The following is a 17,594-nucleotide window of genomic DNA, read 5'->3' as shown; positions in this document are numbered from 1 at the left end:
GCGCGGAAGGCCCGGGCCCGGCGTTCCCCGGGAGTTCGAGTGCGGGTCGACTCAGCCACGAGGCGGCTCCCCGAACATGATCTGGAACAACTTGGTCGAATCGGCTTTCGGCTTGGTGCGCGGTTGATACGGGTACTTCGCGTTGTCGGTGACGTAGAACTTCATGTGCTCCGACGACGACGGGTTGCTCAATCCGGTCGCGCAGGTCGGCGGACCGTCGCCGCGCACCTCCGGCAGGTCGTACGGGTACTGGTACGGGTCCTTGCCCGGCATGATGGTCGCGTCCAATTTAAGGAAGGGGGATTTCGGATCGGCACCCATGTACGGCCTGGCCAGTTCGCCGGCCGACGCCGCGGCGGTGATGAAGCATGTGATGCCCGGCGACTGGTAGCCCAGCAGCTTGGCCACCGGGTTCAGGTCGGTCAGCGCCCGGATCAGCGTGTTCGCGGTCGGCGCGATGACCCCGTTGACGGTGTTGGCCATTCCGGTGGCGTTGATGAGCAGCGCGTCGAGGTTGGCCGAGTTGTCGACGAGAGTGTTGCCGATGACGGTGAAGTTGTCGACGGTGCGCATCAGGTCACCGGTGACGTCGGCGTACACGTCGGTGACGGTGGCCGCCTCGGTGAACATGCGGTTCAGTTCGGGCAGGTGCCTGTTGGTCTTGCCCAGCAGCGAGGTGAGCGTGACCATCGATGCGCCGACCTTGTCGCCCCGGTCCGACAGCGCGGTGTCGACGGCCCCGAGGGTGGCGTTGAGCTTGTCCGGTTGCAGTTCGGCGAGCACGTTCACCAACTGCTGGTAGACGGTGTTGAGTTCGACCACCACGTGGTCGGCGCTGATCTCCTGTCCGCGGTGCAGTCGTCCGCTCGGGCCCTCCGCCGGCACCGACAGGTTCACCGCCTTGGCCCCGAAGATGGTGTTGGATTTGATCTCGGCCGTCACGTTGCCCGGAATAGCCGACATCTGGTCCTTGTCGACGTCGAGTTTGAGTACCGCTCGGCCGTCACGTTCGCTGACCGACCTGACGTGCCCGACGGTCACGCCGCGCAATTTCACCTTCGCATCGGGGCTCATCACCAGACCGGCCCTCGGCGAGTGCAGGGTGACCTCTTCGGTGGCGTCGAACGCGCCGATGAACTGCCCGGCAGCGCCGATGATAATGGCCGTCAGACCGCCGACCATGATCAGGGCGGCCATCTTGCGCACGCCGGTGCCACGCGTCTGTTTTCTGCTCATCGCCCCATCACCCGGCCAGGTTGAAGTTGCCGTCGGAACCGTAGATCGCCAGCGACGTCAGCAGCGTGATCACCACGACCACCACGAGCGAGGCACGGACGGCATTGCCGACCGCCACACCCACACCGACCGGGCCGCCCGAGGCGTTGTAGCCGTAGTAGGTGTGGATCAGCATCACCGCGACGGCCATCGCGATGGCCTGCACAAATGACCACAGGATGTCCGACGGGATGAGGAAGGTGTCGAAATAGTGGTCGTACACGCCCGGTGACTGGCCGTAGATGAACACGGTGGCGAACCGGCTGGCCAGGAACGAGGCGAGGGAGGCCAGCGAGTACAACGGAATGATCGCGACCAGCCCGGCGACGATCCGCGTGGACACCAGGAACGGGATCGACGAGATGGCCATCACTTCGAGCGCGTCGATCTCCTCGCTGACCCGCATCGCGCCGAGTTGAGCGGTCGCACCGGCCCCGATGGTTGCCGCGAGCGCGATACCGGAGATCACCGGCACCGCGATCCGCACGTTGATGAACGCGGAGAAGAACCCGGTGAGCGCCTCGACGCCGATATTGGAGAGCGAACTGTAACCCTGGACGGCGATCGTACCGCCGGTGAACAGGGTCAGGAAGCCGACCACCACGACGGTACCGCCGATCATGGCGAGTGCGCCGGTGCCCATCGAGATCTCGGCGATCAGCCGGAGTGTCTCTTTTTTGTACAACCGCAGCGCACGCGGTACGGCGATGATGCTGTCCCAGTAGAACAGCGCCTGGTCGCCGATCTGGTTCCAGTCCTCACCGGCGCGTTTCGCCGCGACGCGCGCCTCCCGAAGACGGACAGCGTACGGAAAGTGTGCATCTGCCATGGGTTCAGCCTGCGGTCGCCTTCAAACCGACCGCGGTGACCACGACGTTGACAACGAACAATGCCATGAACGAGTAGACGACGGTCTCGTTGACCGCGTCACCGACACCCTTGGCGCCGCCTTTCACATGCAGACCGCGGTAGCAGCCGACGAGCCCGGCGAACAGGCCGAACAGCGCCGCCTTGACCATCGAGATCATCAGCTCGCCGAAACCGGTGAGCAAGGTGAGATTGGCGAGGAAGGCGCCCGGGTTCACGTCTTGCAGGAACACCGAGAACACGAAGCCGCCACCGATGCCGATGGTGCACACCAGGCTGTTGAGCAGCAGCGCCACCCCGGTGGAGGCGATGACGCGCGGCACCACGAGCCGGTGGACCGGGTTGATGCCGAGGACCTTCATGGCGTCGATCTCTTCGCGGATCGTGCGGGCACCGAGGTCCGCACAGATGGCGGTCGCGCCGGCACCGGCCACGATCAGCACGGTGACGATCGGGCCGATCTGGGTGATGGTGCCCAGCGCCGCGCCGGCACCGGAGAGGTCCTGCGCGCCGATCTCCCGCAACAGGATGTTGAGCGTGAAGCTGACCAGCACCGTGAACGGGATCGCCACCAACAGCGTGGGTACCATCGAGACCCGGGCGATCGCCCATGACTGTTCGATGGTCTCGCGCCACTGGAACGGCCGCCGAAAGAGCTCGCGGAACGCGTCCACCGCCAACGCGACGAAATCGCCGACACCCCCCAACGGTGTGGTCAGTTTCGCTACCGACAAAGTGGCCACCTGCACTCCTTCATCCCCGCACGCACGTCACGGAAAACCTATCACTCACGAGGTATTCTGGGTCACTTGATCAAATCGAGGGCGGAGAAGATCCGGCCGGGGTCTCGTCCGGCGAAATGCTCGCCCAGAGTCTTGGCCAGGTCGTCGGCCTCCCAGGCATCACCGTCCGCCGCGAAGACCTGGTCGACGGTCGGCGGCGCCATCAGCATCACCTGTGGACCGTAGACCACGAAGACCTGCCCCGAGACATTTTCGGCGTCGTCCGAGGAAAGGAAATTGACCAGCCGCACCACATGCTCGGGCGCCAGCGGATCCACCGAACCCTCGGGTGCCTCACCGAACACCCCGGCGGTCATCGGGGTCCGCGCGCGTGGGCAGATCGCGTTGGCGCGCACCCCGATCCGGCCCAGTCCGCGGGCCGCCGACACGGTCAACGCGGTGATTCCCGCCTTCGCCGCACCGTAGTTGGCCTGTGCGGGCGGGCCGAGCAGGGCCGCCTCGGATGCGGTGTTGACGATAGAGCCGTTGACCTTGGCCCCGGTCTGCTTGGACACCGCACGCCAGTGCGCGGCGGCGTTGCGGGTGAGCAGGAAATGGCCCCGGAGGTGGACCGCGATGACCAGATCCCAGTCCTCGTCGGTCAGGTTGAACAGCATCTTGTCGCGGGTGATGCCCGCGTTGTTGACGACGATGTCGAGCGACCCGAGGTCCTCGACCGCCGTCCGCATGATCTCGGTGGCCGTGGCCGAATCAGTGATGTCGCCGGCGACGGGCACCGCGCGGCCACCCGCTCCGGTGATGACGTCGACGACGTCGCTACGCTCGAGCGAGGAGCGCAGATCGTTGACGATGACCGTCGCGCCGCGTTCGGCCAGGCCGATGGCCTCGGCCCGGCCCAGGCCGCCACCGGCTCCGGTGACGACCGCGACGCGCCCGTCCAATGACGCACTTCCCAGTGACGCACTCACCCGCAACACCCTCTCGATCAGAAACTAGAACCTGTTCTAGCACAGTATCGCAGTCGAGTGTCAACGGTTTACTCAGATCCGCGCGGTCATTCCTCGATGAACAGCGCGGCCTTGGGACATCCGGCGACCGCCCTGCGCACCGCCGACTCATGTTCCGGCGGAACCTCCTCGTGGAGTATCTGCAGGTAATCGTCGTCATCGAGGGTGAAGATGTCGGGTGCCACACCCACACACACCGCATTGGACTCACACAGATCGAAGTCTGCTCTGACTCGCATATCGAACTCCTTCCGCCGGCGCGGACTGTTGACGGGCTGTACCCATACACGTTAGAACGTGTTTCAGAACTGGACGAGTGGGAGCCCTGTCGTGCGCATCGCCTACACCGATGAACAACAAGCACTGCGGCGTGAGCTGCGGGCATATTTCGCCGATCTGATGACCCCCGAACGCAAGGCAGCCCTCGTCGGCGGCGGCGAGGCCGGGGAGTACGGGGACGCCTACCTCGACGTGGTGTCGCGGATGGGCGACGACGGCTGGCTCGCGCTGGGCTGGCCGACCGAGTACGGCGGACAGAACCGGTCGATGATGGATCAGCTGATCTTCACCGACGAGGCCGCGACGGCGGGGGCACCGGTCCCCTTCCTGACCATCAACTCGGTGGCCCCGACGATCATGCACTACGGCACCGACGAGCAGAAGGCGTTCTTCCTGCCCAGGATCGCGGCCGGTGACCTGCACTTCTCCATCGGCTACTCCGAACCCGGCGCCGGAACCGATCTGGCCGATCTGCGCACCACGGCCGTCACCGACGGTGACGAGTACGTGATCAACGGCCAGAAGATGTGGACGAGCCTGGTCCCGTACGCCGACTACATCTGGCTCGCCTGCCGCACCGATCAGTCCGGTCTCGCCGACGGCGCGAAGAAGCACCGCGGCATCTCGGTGCTCACCGTGCCGACGACCGCGTCCGGCTTCGACTACACCGTGGTGCACACGATGTCGGGGGTGGACACCTCCGCCACCTACTACTCCGACGTGCGGGTGCCGCGCAGTTCGCTGGTCGGCGAGGAGGGCCGCGGCTGGGCGCTGATCACCAACCAGCTCAACAACGAGCGTGTCGCGCTGTGCAGCGCCGCACCGATTCAGCTCGCACTGGCCGAAACCGTGGCGTGGGCCCGCGACACCACCGTCGCCGACGGCGCCCGACTGATCGACCAGCAGTGGGTGCGTACAAATCTGGCCCGCGTCCACGCCAAGGTGGAGTTCCTCAAACTCATCAACTGGAAGATCGCGTCGGCGGTGGGTTCGGGCAGTGCTCCGTCACCCGCCGACGCATCCGCCACCAAGGTATTCGGCACCGAATTCGCCACGGAGGCCTACCGCCTGCTGATGGAGGTGGTCGGTCCGGCGGCCACCCTCCGGCAGGGCAGCCCGGGCGCGCACCTGGTCGGCCGCCTCGAACGCTTCCAACGTACCTCGCTGATCCTGACCTTCGGCGGCGGTACCAACGAGGTCCAGCGCGACATCATCGCGATGTCCGCACTGAAACTGCCCCACTCCCGCCGCTGAGCGCGCCGACCACAGGACACATCATGGACTTCACCCCCGACGAATCGACCGCGGACCTCACCGCCCTCACCGCCGACATCGCGTCGGCGATCAGCACCCCCGGGCGCGTCGCCGAACTGGAGGCGGCCGCCGCCCCGCTCGACGCCGAGTTGTGGCAGCAGTTGGCCAAGGCCGGCCTGCTCGGTCTCGAACAGTCCGGCGACGGCCTCTCGGTGGTCGACACCGTTGCTGTGGCAACCGAATTGGGCCATCACCTGGCGCGCGTCCCGTTCGGCCCGCATGCCGTCGTCGCCGGACCGGTCATCGAGGAGTTCGGCTCCGACGACCTGCGCTCGACGTTCGCGGGAATCGCCGACGGTTCGGTGATCGTGACCGTCGCAGCCGAGGAGGATCCGCGGTCCCGGCCACTCACCGCCACCACGGGACCGGCCCTGACGCTGTCCGGGACCAAGGTCAACGTACCGTACGCCTCGGCCGCGAATCTGTTGCTGGTCACCGCCACCGGACCCGACGGCGAGTTCGCGGCCGTCATCGACACCACCGCTGACGGTGTCACGATCACCGACACCCCGGCCACCGGCCTGACCCCCACCGCGCAGGTCGATGTCGATGGTGTCGTCGTCGATCCCACCCGGGTCCTGCGGGCGGGTGCCGTCGATGCGATCACCGCGCGGTTGCGGCTGGCCGTGGCCGCCGATCAGTCCGGCACGGTCACCGAGGCCCTCCGATTGACCGCCGAATATGCTTGTCAACGTGAGCAATTCGGACGACCTATCGGAACGTTCCAGGCGGTCTCGCAGCGTCTGGCCGACTGCTACATCGACGCTCAGGCGTTGAACGTGACCACCGCCCAGGCGGCCTGGCTGCTCGCCCACCACGATCCGGCAGCACCTGCCGCGGTGGCCACGGCCAAGTTCTGGGCCGCCGAGGCCGGGCATCGCATCGCGCACGCATGCGTGCACATCCACGGCGGCGTCGGCCTGGACACCTCCCATCCGGTACACCGATATTTCCTGCGCGCCAAGCAGAATGAGTTCACCGCCGGGTCCGCTCCGGCGATCCTGCTCGATATCGGCGAGGCCCTGGCCTCGGAACCGGCATGACGGGATCGACCGTCGCGGAATTGCTCGTCGCACTCTCCGACGTCGACGACCGCGGCCTCCGGTTCGAGGACGACTTCTTCTCCTGGCGCGAGCATGTCATCCTGTCGCGCCGGCGAGCCGATGCGCTGGGCCCGCTGCTCGATCCGGGCCGGCCCCCGCACGTGGGTGTCCTGCTGGAGAACGTTCCCGAGTTCAGCTTCCTGTTCGGTGCCGCCGCGCTGGGCGGATTCGTCCTGGTCGGCCTGAACACCACCCGCCGGGGCGAGGCGCTGGCCGCCGACGTCACCCGCTCCGATTGCCAACTCGTGCTGGTCTCCGACGCCACCGAACACCTCTACCCGCCGCACATCAGGCCGGTGTCGGTCCGCGTGCTCAACATCGACCGCCCCGAATGGCCGACGCTGATGAGCACCGCGCCCGGTGCCGACCGGCATGCCGGCGTCCCCGGCCCCGTCCCCGGCCCCGAGGATCTGCTGATGCTGATCTTCACCTCCGGCACCACGGGCGACCCGAAGGCGGTGCGCTGCGATCAGCGCAAGTTCGCCGATCCCGGAAAGCTGCTCGCCGAACGGTTTTCGATCGGCCCCGGTGATGTCGCCTACATCGCGATGCCGATGTTCCACTCGAACGCACTGATCGCCGGCTGGTCGATCGCGGTGGCCGGCGGTGCGTCGGTGGCGTTGCGCCGCAGGTTCTCCGCCCGCGGTTTCGCCGCCGACGTGCGCCGCTACCGGGTCACATTCGCCAACTACGTCGGTACGCCGATGCGCTACATCCTGGCCACCGAACCACATCCCGACGACGCGTCGTCGCCGTTGCGGATCATGTACGGCAACGAGGCGCCGGCGGCCGACCGCGCGGCCTTCGCGGCCCGGTTCGGCTGCCGGGTGGTCGACGGTTTCGGCTCCACCGAGAGCGGTGTGGCGATCACCCGCACCCCCGACACCCCCGACGACGCCCTCGGCCCCCTCCGCGAGCCGAACGCCATCGTCGACCCCGACACCGGCGAACCGGTGCCACCGGGCACCGTCGGCGAGATCGTGAACGCATCCGGCCCCGGACTTTTCAGCGGCTACTACAACGATCCGGAAGCAACCGGGGAACGCCTGCGCGGCGGCGTGTACCACACCGGCGACCTGGGCTGGGTCGACGAGGCCGGTTACGTCCACTTCGCCGGCCGGGTCGGCGACTGGATGCGGGTGGACGGGGAGAACCTCGGCGCCCAGCCCATCGAACGGATACTGTTGCGCCATCCCCGAATCCGGCATGCGGCGGTGTTCGGGATACCGGTGGGGATCGGCGACGAGATCGTCGCCGCCCTCGTCTCGGACGGCCTCACCGCCGATGGCCTGACCGACTTTCTGAGCACGCAGACCGATCTCGGTCCCAAGCAGTGGCCGCACCGGATCCTCATCCTCGAAACCCTCCCCCGGACCGCCACCTTCAAGACGGTCAAACGCCGGCTCCGCGACCAGGCCGCCGACCCCACCTGGACCCTCACCGACCACCGCTACGGCTGAACCCGGCACGCTTCCCAACTGATGAGGATCCGCACCGGCGGCTGTCTCCCCCGGCTGGACACTGGTCGACGTGGAAACCTCGGATCCGCGTGCCCGCGAGCATCGGGTGCTGAGCCCGGAAGCCGACATTGCTCACCGTGGCCGACGTCGACGCCACGCTGGAACAGGACACCCCTAAGATCGTCGCCGGGTCCGGTCCCGAACCAGCCGGCTCGACGCCGACCGCCCCGGACGCGGAAACGGAGGGCACACCCATGCCCGAACCGGTGACGATGACGCCCGGCATGGCCATCGACCTGCCGACGGATCTGCGCGGCGTCGCGGTCAACGTCGCGTGGAGCGCCGTCGGGGTCGTCGCACCCGAGGTCGACGTGGTCGCGTTCGAACTCGATGACACCGACCGCGTCCCGTCGGACAATGAGTTCGTCTTCTTCAACCAGCCCGTATCGCCCGACGGCGCCGTGGCCCTGAGCATCGACGGTGATCGGGAGCAGGCGATCACGGTGGAACTGGGGGCCGTCCCCGCAGGGATTGCCCGCGTCACCGTCGGCGCGGCCATCGAAGGGGCCACGTTCGGCGATCTGGGCGCGCTGTCGGTGACCGTCGACAGCAGTGCCACCACCGTCGCCACCGCGGTGCTCGACGCCGCGACGTCGGAACGTTCCATGATCATCGCCGAGATCTACCGCAGGCGCGGCGCGTGGCGTTTGCGGATCCTCGGTCAGGGTTACGACGATGATCTCGCCGCATTCGCCGTCCGCCACGGTGTGCAGGTGGACGGCTGACCCCGCGACGGGCACGATGAGCCGATGACCACTCCTGAGGGCCCACTGCTGCATCTGTGCACCACCGCCGACTGGTCGCGGGCACGGGCCGCCGGGCACGTCGACGCGCCGTCCCTGACCGAGGTGGGCTTCATCCACCTGTCAGCGCCGCACCAGGTGCATCTGCCCGCCAACCGGCTGTTCGCGGGTCGCACCGACCTGGTGGCGCTGCGGATCGACCCGGCGCTGTTGCGGGCGGAGATCCGCTGGGAGCCGGGTGTGCCCACCGACCCCGACAGCATGCTGTTTCCGCACCTGTACGGGCGGCTGCCGGTCTCGGCGATCACCTCCGCGGAGCCATTCGTGCCCGCCGACGACGGGACGTTCGCGCCGTTGCCCGAGGCCGGCCGAGTGGGCTCCGTCGCAAACCGGACCCCGCTGTGCGGAGCGAGCATCCACACTGGTATTACGTACTGAATACGTTTATCCCGGCGACCGGCGAGGACCATGGACACGATCGATCTGTTGTGGCGCAAGGAGGTCCCCCAGGTTCGCCGTGGACGGCCCCCCAGGTACACGACCGATCAGATCGTGACCACCGCGATCGGTGTCGCCGACGAGAAGGGCGCCGACTTCACGGTGCGCGATGTGGCTGCCGCGGTGGGCATCCCGGTCATGTCGCTGTACTCCTACGTCGACGGGCGCGAACAACTGATCGTGCTCATGGCGGACCAGGCGTATGCCGACATGGCCTACACAGACTTCACCTCGATCGGTCCCGCCGGCGATTGGCGGACGATGTTGTCGGCGGTCGTCGCCGACAATCTGGCACTGTTCGCCGAACATCCGTGGCTTGCCGAGATCCCGGTCACGTACGCCGTCGCCGGTCCGGGGGCGCTCGCCAAGTACGACCGCGAACTCACCGCCGTCGAACCGCTGCCGTTCTCGGACACCGCCAAGAACGCGGTGCTGACCCTGGTGCTCGATGTCGCCCGGACCCGTTCCCGGACCGCCGCCGCTCCCGTAGCGGCATACGAACATGCCGCACACCTTCCCGAGAAGCTGGCCGAACTCAATGTGACCGAACGTTTTCCGCTCGCCTCCCGGATGGCGGCGGGCGGCGCCGCGCCGCTGCCCGGCGCCGATTTCGGCTACGAGTTCGGCCTCGACCTGATCCTCACCGGGATCGCGACGATGAACGCCGCGATCACCGACCGGTACGGTCCGGCCGGCGGCCGCGGCAATCGGGGTCGGTTGACCTTGCGGACGCCGAAATCGTCCTGCCCCGGGCCCGGTCACACCGGACAGTTCACCGCAGACGCCGCTCCCGACGGTTGAGGCGCGAGCCTGCGAGCCCCGAAACCCGGTGAGACGGCCACGGGAACCCGCAGACATTGTCTCTCAGCGGGTTCCGAGGCTCGTCGCTTACGCCCACACCTCAACCCGCTGCGGTGGGCCGGGCCACCACGGTTCTCGACATACGTTCCACCGCGTCGTCGTATCCGGCGACGAGTCCGTCGATGAGTTCGGCGACGGGCACGATCGCATTGCAGCGGCCCACGATCTGCCCGGCGGGTATCGCCACCACCTCCGGGTCGTCGGCGGCGGAGATCCGCGCGTGCGCCTCGCCGACGAGCAGGTTCTGCAGCGGCATCGGCAGCGGGTCGGGAGCGCCGGGCGCATCCCAGGCGTCGGTCCAGCGGGTCTTGAGCAGCCGGGCGGGTTTGCCCGAGTAGATGCGGCGGCGCACCGTGTCCCGTGACGACGCCTTGAGCAGCGCCTGCTGCACCGTCGACGGCCCGTCGCCCGTCGCGCCGATCCCCCCCGTCGCCCCGAGGTTGTACTCGGCGGCGGTCAGCCAGTAGGTGCCCATCCACACCCCTTGCGCGCCGAGGGCGACGGCGGCGGCGATCTGCCGGCCGTCACCCACCCCGCCGGCCGCGAGCACCGGGACATCACCTACGGCGTCGACGATCTCGGGCCACAACACCATCGATGCCACGTCACCGGTGTGGCCGCCGCCCTCGTATCCCTGGGCGATCACGATGTCGACCCCGGCACCGACGTGGGACCTCGCGTGCTCCGAGGTGCCGGCGAGCGCCGCCACCTTGACGCCGTTCTCGTGCGCGACGGCGATCACGTCGTCGGGCGGGGAGCCCAGCGCGTTGGCGATCAGCTTGATCTGCCCGTATTTCCGGGTGTGTTCCATGGCGACGTCGACGTGTGAGCGGGCCACCGAATGCAGCCAACCGAGTACACCGGTGTTGACGCCGGCGTCATCGGCGAGCGGCGGCACACCGAGTTCGGACAGAGTGCGTTCGACGAACGCCCGATGCTCCGGCGGGATCATCGAGTCGAGGTCGACCTTGCTGCCCTCGGTGGGGATCTTGGCGGGCATCACCACGTCGACGCCGAACGGCTTGCCGTCGGTGTTCTCGTGCATCCATTCCAGGACCTCGTCGAGTTCTCCGGCGTCGTTGAACCGGACGCAGCCGAGCACACCGAGCCCGCCCGCCCGGCTGATCGCGGCCGCGACCTCCTGTGACGGGGTGAAGCCGAAGATCGGGTAGTCGATGCCGAATTGTTCGGCGAGTTGCGTGCGCATCATTCCTCGATATCTGACGGTTTCGGGATCCGGTGGCTACAGGACCTGGTCGGCTTCTCTGGACGCGGTCAGCTCTGCGCCCCAACGGTAATCGGGCTTTCCCGCCGGTGAACGCCTGATCTCGTCGACGAACCACACACTACGCGGGCACTTGTATCCGGCAAGTTCCTTGCGCACCACCTCGTTCAGGTCGGCCAGCGCGGGACGCGCTCCCCCACGGGTGGCGACGACGGCGACCACCCGCTGCCCGAACCGGTCGTCGGGTACGCCGACGACCACGGTGTCGAACACCTCGGGGTGCGCCTTGAGCGCGGCCTCGACCTCCTCCGGGAACACCTTTTCGCCACCGGTGTTGATGGACACCGAGCCTCGCCCGAGCATGGTGATGGCGCCGTCGTCCTCAACGCGGGCGAAGTCACCCGGTATCGAGTAACGAACGCCGCCATATTCTTTGAAGGTCTGCGCCGACTTCTCGGGGTCGTTGTGGTAGCGCAACGGGATGTGGCCCGTGCGGGCCAGGGTGCCCACCTCGCCGGAGCCGGGTTCCACCCGGGTGCCGTCCTCGCGCAGCACGTGCAACTGCTTGTCGGCGGTGACGCGCGGCCCGCCGGAGGCCGGTGCTCCCTTCGACACGATGCCCAGTCCGCCGTAGCCGGTTTCCGACGAGCCGATGGCGTCGATGAGCAGTGCGTTCGGAATCCGGTCCAGGAACTCCTCTTTCACGTTCTGGGAGAACAATGCGGCCGACGAGGCGACCGTCACCAGGCTCGACAGATCGTAGTCACGTTCGGCCAGGGCCTCCACCATCGGCCGGCCCATCGCGTCACCGGTGATGAACACGACGTTCACCTTGTGCTTCTCGACGATCTCCCAGCTGCGCGCGGCGTCGAATTCCGGGTAGACGACGGCCTTCTGGCCGCCCATCAGCGATTGGAAGATGGCCCACTGCGATCCACCATGGATGAACGGCGGGATCGGGAACCGTACGAGCTGGCCACCTTCGGCGCCCACGCGCGCGAGATGCCATTCGTCGGTGACCGGTTCGCTGGTATGCCAGTCGATACCGCCGCCGAGCACCCGCCAGATGTCCTCCTGCCGCCACACCACGCCCTTGGGTTTGCCGGTGGTGCCGCCGGTGTAGAGCATGTACAGATCGTCCTCGCTGCGCGGCTCGAAGTCGCGCGCGGTGGACGATGCGGCGATCACGTCCTCGAATCGGCTTTCGCCGGCCTCCGCTTCATCGGTGTTCCCGGCACCATCCTCGATGATGATCCGGTGCCCGATCAGCGGCGTATTCTGCAACACGTTCTGCACCCGGTCGCGGTACCGGCGCTCGTGGATGAGCACCTTCATCCCGGAGTCGGTGAAGATGTGCTCCAGCTCGGCCTCGACGTACCGGTAGTTGACGTTGACCATGACGGCCCGCGCCTTGAAGATCGCCACCATCGCCTCGACCGCCTCGATGGTGTTTCTGCTGTACAGGCCCACCGCATCACCGGGTTTGACCCCGAGATCGCGCAGGGCGTGGGCGAGCGCGTTCGACCGCGCCTCCAGCTCGGCGTAGGTGTGGCTCCTGCCGTCGGTCTCGAGGGCGATCCGCTCGGGATTGAGATCGACCGAGTGCTCGATGAGGTCAGCGATGGTGAAGGGCATGGCTATAAAATTAGAACGTGTTACTGTTCGGGGCAAGCGTGTACCACCCCAACCCCGGAGGACGCCCCGCGATGACCACGACTGCGAGCACCGATACCGTGAATACCGGCTCTGCGAATACCGGCTCTGGGAATACCGGCTCTGGGGACACCGAGGCCCCGCACTGCCTGGTCGACAAGCGCGGTCACGTGCTGGTGGTGACACTCAATCGTCCACAGGCCCGCAATGCCCTGTCGATGGAGATGATGGCGACGATGCGCGAGGCCTGGGATCAGGTCGATGCCGATCCCGATATCCGGGTCGCCGTCCTCACCGGCGCGGGCGGTTCGTTCTGCGCGGGCATGGACCTGAAGGCCATGCGCGAGAACGCCCCCGGTGACACCGTCGAGCAGGGCACCTGGAATCCCGCCGAACTGCCGGCGCTGCTCAAGGGCCGCAGGCTCACCAAGCCGCTGATCGCCGCCGTCGAGGGTGCCGCGATCGCCGGCGGCACCGAGATCCTGCAGGGCACCGACATCCGGGTCGCCGGCGAGAGCGCCAGATTCGGTGTCGCCGAGGCACGTTGGGGCCTTTTCCCGCTGGGCGGCAGCGCGGTGCGCCTGCCCCGGCAGATCCCGTACACGATTGCCGCCGATCTACTGCTCACCGGGCGGCACATCACCGCCGCCGAGGCCAAGGAATACGGCCTGATCGGCTACGTCGTCCCCGACGGCACCGCACTGGAGCGCGCCCTGCAGATCGCCGACACCATCGCCGCCAACGGCCCGCTCGCCGTGCAGGCCATCCTCAAGACGATGCGCGACACCGAAGGCCTCCACGAGGAGGACGCCTTCGCGATCGAGGCAAAGCTCGGTATCGCCGTATTCAAGTCCAAGGACGCCAAAGTCGGCCCGAAAGCATTCGCGGAGAAGCAGAAACCCGTCTTCACCGGCGAGTAGTCACGGCCCTCACATGCCGGCGGGCGGCGAACCCAACGCGAACACCGCACCGAAGGGGTCGGTCGCCGATGCGAGCGTGCCGAACGGGGTGTCCTCGCCGCCCATCAGCACCTTCCCGCCGAGTTCGGCCACCCGGTCGACCGTCGCCGCGACATCGTCGACGCAGATGTACACCTGCCAGAACGACGGAACCTCGGATGGAAAAAGCTTGACCGAGTCCATGATTCCCGAATACGAGTCCCCATCGGCGGTCATCAGCTGCGCGTAGGCGTCGGGTCCGACGGCGTCGGGATCGCCTCCGGTTCCCACCTCCTGCGGCCGCACGCCGGTCACCGCGCGATAGAAGTCCAGCGACGCCGCGTACGACTTGCTGTGGCATTCGAACCAGTACGGCGTGCCGTGGGTGCCCCATTCGGTGAATCCGAGATGGGCACCGGGCTGCCAGAAACCGATCGCCGCGCCGGCCGAATCGAGGGCGAACAGCATCGTTCCCTCGTCGCCGATCGCCATGGGCGGCACGATGACACTGCCACCGGCCGCATCCACCGCGGCGGCGGTGGCGGCGGCATCGGCGGTGTGCAGGTAGACCGACCACACGTTGGGAGGACCCGCGTCCTCCATCACCGGGCTGATCCCGGCAACCCGTTTCCCGTTCTTGGTGAAGTTCTGGTAGCCGCCGAACTCCTCTTCGGGTGGAGCCTCGACGGCCCAGCCGAACAACCCGCAGTAGAACCCGGCGGCGGCGGCCGGATCTTCGCTCATCAGATCGAACCAGGTAGGTGCTCCGATCGGCGCCGAATAGTCGGCCATCGTCACTCCCTCGTGCCGCCGGCCCCGACAGGGCCGGTCTCATGTCGTGCGGACTGCGCCCCAGTATGCGCCCGTGGCCCGCGCCTGTCAGGCGCCCGCGCGATTCGCCGCACGCGTTCACCTCCCAGTCATGTATCGAACCGGTCATGTATCGAACCGGTCATGTATGGAACCGGACCGTATCGAACGTGCGCCCGCCCCCGATACTGGTGTCATGGACTCGTTCGACATTCACGGCCCGGTGAACCGCTGGGCCGCTCCTCTTCTACTCGTCTGCGGTCTGGCGCTGATCTCGCTGACCTTCGCGACCTGGGGTGTGGGCGATGAGGGTGTGCGCCGCCCGGGTCATCACCGACCCCGCCCCGCTGATGTTCGACAGCCTCGTGACCCGCGAGCTCGCCTCGGAGTTGCCCGCGATGTCGCCCGGGTGGGGCGCCTACGCCGGCCTTGCCGTCTGCATCGTCGCGCTCGTCCTGCTCGCCGGCCAGATGGTCCTGCGGACCATCGATCAACGATCCCGTTCCGACGAGCAGGCTGCCCACCTCACCGGCTGAGGCGCAAGGCCACCCACCTCGCCGGTTGAGGTGCGAGGTCGCCCCGCGACCGAGCCTCGAAACCTGCTGAGACGACGAAGCCTGGTGAGATGACAGTGTCGTCTCACCAGGCTTCGAGGCTCGTCGTTTCCGCCCCTCGCACCGCAACCGCCGGAAGGGGAACGGGGGAATCGCCCGTCACACGCCGGCGTTGGCGTCCTGCTTCTTACGCAGTTCCAGCGCGATGTCGATCAGCTGGTCCTCCTGACCGCCGACCAGCTTGCGGTTGCCCGCCTCCAGCAGGATCTCGGCGGCCGGCACACCATAGCGTTCGGCGTGGTTCTCGGCGTGTTTGAGGAAGCTGGAGTAGCAACCCGCGTAGCCCATCATCATCGCCGAACGATCCACCAGGCACTCCGACGGCATCGCCGGCCGCACCACGTCCTGCGCGGCGTCGGCGATCTTCATGAAGTCGATGCCGGTACTGATGCCCAGCTTGTCGCACACACCCACGAACGCCTCGGTGGGCGTGTTACCCGCGCCCGCGCCGAAACGACGGATCGACCCGTCGATCTGCTGGGCACCGGCACGCACCGCGTTCACCGAGTTGGCAACAGCGATGTCGAGGTTCTCGTGGCCGTGGAAACCGATCTGGGCGTCGTCGCCGAGTTCGGCGCGCAGCGCCTGCACCCGGTAGGTGACGTCCTCGAGCACCAGCGCACCGGCCGAGTCCACGACGTACACGCACTGGCAACCGGCATCGGCCATGATGCGGCCCTGCGCGGCGATCACCTCGGGCGGCTGCGAGTGGCTCATCATCAGGAAGCCCACGGTCTCCAGGCCGAGTTCGCGGGCCAGCCCGAAGTGCTGGATCGAGACGTCGGCCTCGGTGCAGTGGGTGGCGATGCGGCAGATCTGTCCGCCGTTGTCCTGGGCGGCGCGAATGTCGTCCTTGGTGCCGAGCCCGGGCAGCATCAGGAACGCGATCTTGGCACGCTTGGCGGTTTCGGCCGCGGCCTTGATCAATTGCTGTTCAGGTGTCTTGGAGAAGCCGTAGTTGAACGAGGAACCGCCGAGCCCGTCGCCGTGGGTCACCTCGATCACAGGCACACCGGAATCGTCGAGGGCGGCGACGATGTCGCGTACCTCCTGCTCGGTGAACTGGTGCCGCTTGTGGTGACTGCCGTCGCGCAACGACGAGTCGGTGATGCGGATATCGAGAGTGTCGGAATACTTGCGCGCGTTCGCCATCAGATCGGTGCTCATGCTCAGACTCCCAGCTTTGCTTTCGCGATTTCGTCGCCGACCTTGGTGGCGGCGGCGGTCATGATGTCGAGGTTGCCCGCATACGGCGGCAGGAAGTCACCGGCGCCTTCGACCTCGACGAAGATGCTGACCCGGGCGTAGCCGCCGTTGATCACCGACGGCGGATCGAACTGCGGATCCTGCAGTAGCCGGTAACCCGGAACGTACGACTGGATCTCCTTCTCCCGCTTGTGGATCGCCTCGGCGATCGCGTCGGTGTCGGCGTCTGCGGGGATGGCGCAGAAGATGGTGTCGCGCATGATCATCGGCGGGTCGGCCGGGTTGAGGATGATGATGGCCTTGCCGCGGGTGGCGCCGCCGATCGTCTCGATCCCCTTGGCGGTGGTGCGGGTGAACTCGTCGATGTTGGCGCGGGTTCCGGGCCCGGCCGATTCCGACGACACCGACGCGACGATCTCGGCGTACTCCACCGGCACGACGCCGGACACGGCGTGCACCATCGGGATGGTGGCCTGCCCACCGCAGGTGATCATGTTGGTGTTGGGTGCGTCCAGGTGCTCACGCAGGTTGGCCGGCGGCACCACCGCCGGGCCGACCGCGGCCGGGGTCAGGTCGATCGCGACGATCCCGGCGGCCTCGTACTTGGGCGCGTATTCGCGGTGCACATACGCCGAGGTCGCCTCAAAGATCAGATCCGGCAGTTCACCGGAGGCCAGCAGTTCGTCGGCGCCGCCGGACATCGTGATGAGCCCACGGTCGGCGGCCCGTTTCATGCCCTCGGAGTCGGCGTCGATGCCGACCATCCAGCGCGGATCGATCACCTCGGACCGTTCGAGTTTGTACATCAGGTCCGTACCGATGTTGCCCGATCCGATGATCGCGGCTGTCAGTGTCTTGGCCATGTGTTCCTCACCTCCATCGAAGTCTTCTGTCCAAAATCCTTGTGTTGCCGCCACGCCCACCGGCCAAGGCACCCT

The 17,594-nt window shown here is 67.3% G+C and carries 18 protein-coding genes; 8 read left to right on the top strand and 10 right to left on the bottom strand.

What is annotated here, in order from left to right; all coding sequences use genetic code 11:
- Window positions 1-51: 51 nt before the first annotated feature.
- The 5 genes from GII31_RS03380 to GII31_RS03360 all read right to left on the bottom strand — a co-directional run bounded on the left by GII31_RS03380 (window position 52) and on the right by GII31_RS03360 (window position 4,131).
- Window positions 52-1,236 (bottom strand): MCE family protein, encoded by a 1,185-nt coding sequence (locus GII31_RS03380; RefSeq protein WP_213246811.1) that lies wholly within the window; start codon window positions 1,234-1,236, stop codon window positions 52-54.
- Window positions 1,237-1,243: 7 nt separating this feature from the next.
- On the bottom strand, window positions 1,244-2,104 hold the full coding sequence (locus GII31_RS03375) for an MlaE family ABC transporter permease (protein WP_213246809.1): 861 nt from the start codon (window positions 2,102-2,104) through the stop codon (window positions 1,244-1,246).
- 4 nt (window positions 2,105-2,108) lie between these two features.
- Window positions 2,109-2,885: an MlaE family ABC transporter permease gene (locus tag GII31_RS03370; protein WP_213246807.1), complete on the bottom strand. Its 777-nt coding sequence runs from the start codon at window positions 2,883-2,885 to the stop codon at window positions 2,109-2,111.
- A gap of 62 nt (window positions 2,886-2,947) precedes the next feature.
- Window positions 2,948-3,853, bottom strand: a complete 906-nt coding sequence (locus GII31_RS03365) for a 3-oxoacyl-ACP reductase (protein WP_407649879.1) — start codon at window positions 3,851-3,853, stop codon at window positions 2,948-2,950.
- An 86-nt stretch (window positions 3,854-3,939) separates the two neighbouring features.
- A complete protein-coding gene (locus GII31_RS03360; protein WP_213246805.1) occupies window positions 3,940-4,131 on the bottom strand; it encodes a ferredoxin in 192 nt (63 codons plus the stop codon).
- A gap of 91 nt (window positions 4,132-4,222) precedes the next feature.
- On the opposite strand from GII31_RS03360, the gene GII31_RS03355 reads away from it, so the two are divergent.
- The 6 genes from GII31_RS03355 (at window position 4,223) to GII31_RS03330 (ending at window position 10,150) form a co-directional block, all read left to right on the top strand.
- Window positions 4,223-5,425 carry an acyl-CoA dehydrogenase family protein gene (locus GII31_RS03355; RefSeq protein WP_213246803.1) on the top strand — a complete coding sequence of 401 codons (1,203 nt, stop codon included), beginning with the start codon at window positions 4,223-4,225 and terminating at the stop codon, window positions 5,423-5,425.
- A gap of 23 nt (window positions 5,426-5,448) precedes the next feature.
- A complete protein-coding gene (locus tag GII31_RS03350) occupies window positions 5,449-6,528 on the top strand; it encodes an acyl-CoA dehydrogenase family protein (RefSeq protein ID WP_213246801.1) in 1,080 nt (359 codons plus the stop codon).
- Window positions 6,525-8,048, top strand: coding sequence for an AMP-binding protein (locus GII31_RS03345; RefSeq protein WP_213246799.1), 1,524 nt, complete (start codon window positions 6,525-6,527; stop codon window positions 8,046-8,048). Before GII31_RS03350 ends, GII31_RS03345 begins: the two co-directional genes overlap by 4 nt.
- A 137-nt stretch (window positions 8,049-8,185) precedes the next feature.
- Window positions 8,186-8,833 carry a TerD family protein gene (locus GII31_RS03340; protein ID WP_246222088.1) on the top strand — a complete coding sequence of 216 codons (648 nt, stop codon included), beginning with the start codon at window positions 8,186-8,188 and terminating at the stop codon, window positions 8,831-8,833.
- 24 nt (window positions 8,834-8,857) lie between these two features.
- Entirely contained in the window at window positions 8,858-9,289 is a 432-nt protein-coding gene (locus GII31_RS03335; protein ID WP_213246797.1) for a DUF952 domain-containing protein, read from the top strand.
- Between the two features lie 114 nt (window positions 9,290-9,403).
- Window positions 9,404-10,150, top strand: coding sequence for a TetR/AcrR family transcriptional regulator (locus GII31_RS03330; RefSeq protein ID WP_246222087.1), 747 nt, complete (start codon window positions 9,404-9,406; stop codon window positions 10,148-10,150).
- A gap of 100 nt (window positions 10,151-10,250) precedes the next feature.
- Here the strand turns inward: GII31_RS03330 and GII31_RS03325 are convergent, their stop codons facing one another.
- Both GII31_RS03325 and GII31_RS03320 read right to left on the bottom strand, forming a co-directional pair.
- Complete coding sequence (locus tag GII31_RS03325; protein ID WP_213249775.1) at window positions 10,251-11,417, bottom strand: NAD(P)H-dependent flavin oxidoreductase; 1,167 nt, start codon at window positions 11,415-11,417, stop codon at window positions 10,251-10,253.
- 36 nt (window positions 11,418-11,453) lie between these two features.
- Complete coding sequence (locus GII31_RS03320) at window positions 11,454-13,070, bottom strand: acyl-CoA synthetase (protein ID WP_213246793.1); 1,617 nt, start codon at window positions 13,068-13,070, stop codon at window positions 11,454-11,456.
- Window positions 13,071-13,141: 71 nt separating this feature from the next.
- On the opposite strand from GII31_RS03320, the gene GII31_RS03315 reads away from it, so the two are divergent.
- On the top strand, window positions 13,142-14,008 hold the full coding sequence (locus tag GII31_RS03315) for a crotonase/enoyl-CoA hydratase family protein (protein WP_246222086.1): 867 nt from the start codon (window positions 13,142-13,144) through the stop codon (window positions 14,006-14,008).
- Window positions 14,009-14,017: 9 nt separating this feature from the next.
- Here the strand turns inward: GII31_RS03315 and GII31_RS03310 are convergent, their stop codons facing one another.
- Window positions 14,018-14,818: a VOC family protein gene (locus GII31_RS03310; protein ID WP_213246791.1), complete on the bottom strand. Its 801-nt coding sequence runs from the start codon at window positions 14,816-14,818 to the stop codon at window positions 14,018-14,020.
- 323 nt (window positions 14,819-15,141) lie between these two features.
- Between GII31_RS03310 and GII31_RS03305 the strand changes: the two genes are divergently transcribed.
- Complete coding sequence (locus GII31_RS03305; RefSeq protein WP_213246789.1) at window positions 15,142-15,372, top strand: hypothetical protein; 231 nt, start codon at window positions 15,142-15,144, stop codon at window positions 15,370-15,372.
- A gap of 177 nt (window positions 15,373-15,549) precedes the next feature.
- Here the strand turns inward: GII31_RS03305 and dmpG are convergent, their stop codons facing one another.
- Together dmpG and GII31_RS03295 are read right to left on the bottom strand one after the other, a co-directional pair.
- Window positions 15,550-16,617: a 4-hydroxy-2-oxovalerate aldolase gene (gene dmpG / locus GII31_RS03300; protein ID WP_213246787.1), complete on the bottom strand. Its 1,068-nt coding sequence runs from the start codon at window positions 16,615-16,617 to the stop codon at window positions 15,550-15,552.
- A gap of 2 nt (window positions 16,618-16,619) precedes the next feature.
- Entirely contained in the window at window positions 16,620-17,519 is a 900-nt protein-coding gene (locus GII31_RS03295; protein ID WP_213246785.1) for an acetaldehyde dehydrogenase (acetylating), read from the bottom strand.
- Between the last annotated feature and the right edge of the window lie 75 nt (window positions 17,520-17,594).

Source organism: Gordonia pseudamarae, assembly GCF_025273675.1.
In the GTDB taxonomy this organism is placed as follows: domain Bacteria; phylum Actinomycetota; class Actinomycetes; order Mycobacteriales; family Mycobacteriaceae; genus Gordonia; species Gordonia pseudamarae.
Note: the sequence above shows the minus strand (reverse complement) of the source record. Positions and strands in the feature narration are given on the sequence as shown.

Bases quoted from the DNA above. Each gene is read 5' to 3' on its own strand.
- GII31_RS03325 (WP_213249775.1), bottom strand. From the start codon at position 11,417: ATGCGCACGCAACTCGCCGAACAATTCGGCATCGACTACCCGATCTTC.
- dmpG (WP_213246787.1), bottom strand. From the start codon at position 16,617: ATGAGCACCGATCTGATGGCGAACGCGCGCAAGTATTCCGACACTCTC.
- GII31_RS03350 (WP_213246801.1), top strand. From the start codon at position 5,449: ATGGACTTCACCCCCGACGAATCGACCGCGGACCTCACCGCCCTCACC.
- GII31_RS03360 (WP_213246805.1), bottom strand. From the start codon at position 4,131: ATGCGAGTCAGAGCAGACTTCGATCTGTGTGAGTCCAATGCGGTGTGT.
- GII31_RS03295 (WP_213246785.1), bottom strand. From the start codon at position 17,519: ATGGCCAAGACACTGACAGCCGCGATCATCGGATCGGGCAACATCGGT.
- GII31_RS03320 (WP_213246793.1), bottom strand. From the start codon at position 13,070: ATGCCCTTCACCATCGCTGACCTCATCGAGCACTCGGTCGATCTCAAT.
- GII31_RS03380 (WP_213246811.1), bottom strand. From the start codon at position 1,236: ATGAGCAGAAAACAGACGCGTGGCACCGGCGTGCGCAAGATGGCCGCC.
- GII31_RS03305 (WP_213246789.1), top strand. From the start codon at position 15,142: ATGAGGGTGTGCGCCGCCCGGGTCATCACCGACCCCGCCCCGCTGATG.
- GII31_RS03315 (WP_246222086.1), top strand. From the start codon at position 13,142: ATGACCACGACTGCGAGCACCGATACCGTGAATACCGGCTCTGCGAAT.
- GII31_RS03375 (WP_213246809.1), bottom strand. From the start codon at position 2,104: ATGGCAGATGCACACTTTCCGTACGCTGTCCGTCTTCGGGAGGCGCGC.
- GII31_RS03335 (WP_213246797.1), top strand. From the start codon at position 8,858: ATGACCACTCCTGAGGGCCCACTGCTGCATCTGTGCACCACCGCCGAC.
- GII31_RS03345 (WP_213246799.1), top strand. From the start codon at position 6,525: ATGACGGGATCGACCGTCGCGGAATTGCTCGTCGCACTCTCCGACGTC.
- GII31_RS03310 (WP_213246791.1), bottom strand. From the start codon at position 14,818: ATGGCCGACTATTCGGCGCCGATCGGAGCACCTACCTGGTTCGATCTG.